The 3,079-nt window shown below is 37.5% G+C and carries 2 protein-coding genes; one reads left to right on the top strand and one right to left on the bottom strand.

The genetic code is table 11. The features are described 5' to 3' along the window. Window positions 1–371: 371 nt before the first annotated feature. Complete coding sequence (locus tag P20652_RS09985; protein WP_008168469.1) at window positions 372–686, bottom strand: DUF962 domain-containing protein; 315 nt, start codon at window positions 684–686, stop codon at window positions 372–374. Window positions 687–849: 163 nt separating this feature from the next. Here P20652_RS09985 and P20652_RS09990 point away from each other — a divergent pair, with 163 nt between their 5' ends. Continuing rightward, the gene (locus P20652_RS09990) at window positions 850–3,006 is read left to right on the top strand and encodes a prolyl oligopeptidase family protein (protein WP_008168465.1); all 2,157 of its coding nucleotides are present in this window, start codon (window positions 850–852) and stop codon (window positions 3,004–3,006) included. The last annotated feature ends 73 nt before the right edge of the window (window positions 3,007–3,079 follow it).

Genomic DNA, 3,079 nt, shown 5'->3' with positions numbered 1-3,079 from the left:
TTACTATTTGGTTTATTTTTTATAATGACCATTGTTTTAGTTATATAGCTAAGGTAATTGCTAAGTAATTGATGAATAATGAATTATATTTAAAATTAAATTTAACGTTTAATTAACTGGTAAGATGAGGTGGCTAGGTTTAATTGATTATGAGTAGGAAGCCGTTTTTATTGGGTTGGCAATAAACAACTGTTGAGCTGTAAATATTTTTAAAAATATAAAATACAAAACCACCCATTAAATGTTAACTAAATTAACATTTAATGGGTGTATTATTAATTATGTACTACTTATTAGAACCTATACTTTAAAGAATGAAGCAATTTTGTTTTTATAAGTAATTGGTATAAAAAAGAGTACTAAAAATAGTGTTAAAATTTAATTTTTCCAACAAGCATATCTTTAAACATGACCCAATCTCCCCACAAACTGTAAAAAGGGTGTTTAAAAGTAGCTGGGCGGTTTTTTTCAAAAAAGAAATGCCCGACCCACGCAAACCCATATCCAATAACAGGTAATAGCCATAATAAATTGTAGTGTTGTTTTAATAATGCTATTGCGATTACAGCAAGAACGAGGGTGCTTCCTATAAAATGTAAGCGGCGGCAAATCACGTTGCGGTGCTCTTTTAAATAATAAGGGTAGAAGGCTTTAAAGCTTTTAAACGTGGGGTTTGTACTTTGCATAGTGTGCTCTTTTATTGTTTTTATTTTAATGAGGGTCGTGCTATTAAAGCGTAAGTTTACATTTGTTTACAGCGATAAATGGCGCTTAACGCATCTAAATAGACAAAAGGGCTAAAAGTTAATAACTTAGGGGGACTATTAATAAATAAGAATGGAACTCAGGATGTTTAAACACACTCTAGCATGTGCTGTGATTGTAGCGCTTAGCGGCTGTTCAGAGCCAACTAATACGGTAACTCAAGAAGAAGTAAAAGCACCAATGAAGCAAGTTAACGCAGTGATATACCCAGAAACAAAAAAAGGCGATGTAGTAGACACCTACTTTGAAGAAGCCGTTAGCGACCCATATCGTTGGCTTGAAGATGACATGAGCAGCGAAACTGCCGATTGGGTTAAAACGCAAAACAATTTAACGTTTTCTTATTTAGAACAAATCCCTTATCGCGATAAGTTAAAGCAGCGCCTTGAAAAACTAATGAACTACGAAAAAATAGGCGCCCCTTTTACTGAAGGCGATTACACCTATTTTTATAAAAACGATGGCCTGCAAAATCAATATGTTTTGTACCGCAGTAAAGATGGCGGCGACGTTGAAGTATTTTTAGATCCAAACAAGTTTAGTGACGATGGAACGACGTCTATGTCGGGTTTATCGTTTTCAAAAGATGGGTCATTACTCGCGTATCAAATATCTGAAGGCGGCAGCGATTGGCGTAAAATTATAGTTATTGATGCACATACTAAAGAGCAAGTTGAAGAAGCGCTAGTTGACGTTAAATTTAGTGGCATTGATTGGTTAGGCAACGAAGGTTTTTATTATTCAAGTTACGAAAAGCCTAAAGGCAGTGAGCTTTCGGCTAAAACAGATCAGCATAAAGCGTATTACCATAAGCTAGGTACTGATCAGTCTGCTGATAGTGTTGTATTTGGTGAAACTGATGAGCAAAAACATCGCTATGTAGGCGCTGATGTAACTCATGACGGCCGTTACTTACTTATTTCAGCTAGTACGTCTACGTCAGGCAATAAACTGTTTATAAAAGATTTAACAAAGCAAAACAGTGAGTTTGTAACGGTTGTCGGAAATACTGATTCAGATACATCAGTGATTGATAACGAAGGCAGCAAACTGTTTTTAGTTACTAATCTTAATGCACCAAACAAAAAAGTAGTGACGGTTGATGCAAGTAACCCAAGCCCTGAAAATTGGGTTGATTTAATTCCTGAAACCAAAAACGTACTAAATCTTACAAAAGGTGGCGATACCTTTTTTGCCAACTACATGGTTGATGCAATTTCACAGGTAAAACAGTACAACAAAAAAGGCGAGCTAATTCGCGAAATTACATTACCAGGCGTGGGTACTGCACGTGGTTTTGGCGGTAAAAAAGATCAAACAACGCTTTATTATTCATTCACAAACTACAAAACACCAGGTACTACTTATACGTTTGATGTAACTACGGGTGAATCGGGTGTTTATCGTAAGTCGGCTATTGATTTTAATAGTGATGATTACACGTCTGAGCAGGTGTTTTACACATCAAAAGACGGTACTAAAATACCGATGGTAATTACCTATAAAACAGGCATTAAGCTTGATGGTTCAAACCCTACTATTTTATACGGTTACGGTGGTTTTAATATTAGTTTAACGCCAAGCTTTAGCCCCGTTAATGCAGTATGGCTTGAGCAAGGTGGTGTGTACGCCGTTGCTAATATTCGCGGGGGTGGTGAGTACGGTAAAGATTGGCATAATGCAGGTACTAAATTGCAAAAGCAAAATGTGTTTGACGACTTTATTGCCGCAGCTGAGTATTTAAAAGATAAAAAGTACACGTCTAAAAAGCGTTTAGCACTTCGCGGTGGATCTAACGGTGGTTTGTTAGTTGGCGCAGTGATGACGCAGCGTCCTGACTTATTTCAGGTGGCTTTACCTGCTGTAGGTGTGCTTGATATGTTGCGCTACCATACCTTTACTGCGGGCGCGGGTTGGGCATACGACTACGGTACGAGCGAGCAAAGCAAAGAAATGTTTGAATACATTAAAGGTTATTCACCACTTCATAATGTAAAAGCAGGTGTTGAGTATCCAGCCACTATGATTACAACCGGCGATCATGATGACCGCGTTGTCCCTTCGCATTCGTTTAAGTTTGCCGCTGAGCTTCAAGCAAAGCAAACGGGTAATAATCCAACGCTTATTCGCATAGAAACCAATGCGGGGCATGGTGCAGGTACACCAACGAGTAAAACAATTGAGCAGTACGCTGATATATTTGGTTTTACGTTATACAACATGGGCGTAGAGTCGTTATAAAAGCGCTTTAACTAAATAGCTAACTTTAATAGCTGAGCAAAAAGGCCGAGTAAAATTAATTTACTCGGCCTTT

The sequence above is a fragment of the Pseudoalteromonas sp. BSi20652 genome (assembly GCF_000239855.1).
GTDB lineage: Bacteria > Pseudomonadota > Gammaproteobacteria > Enterobacterales > Alteromonadaceae > Pseudoalteromonas.
Note: the sequence above shows the minus strand (reverse complement) of the source record. Positions and strands in the feature narration are given on the sequence as shown.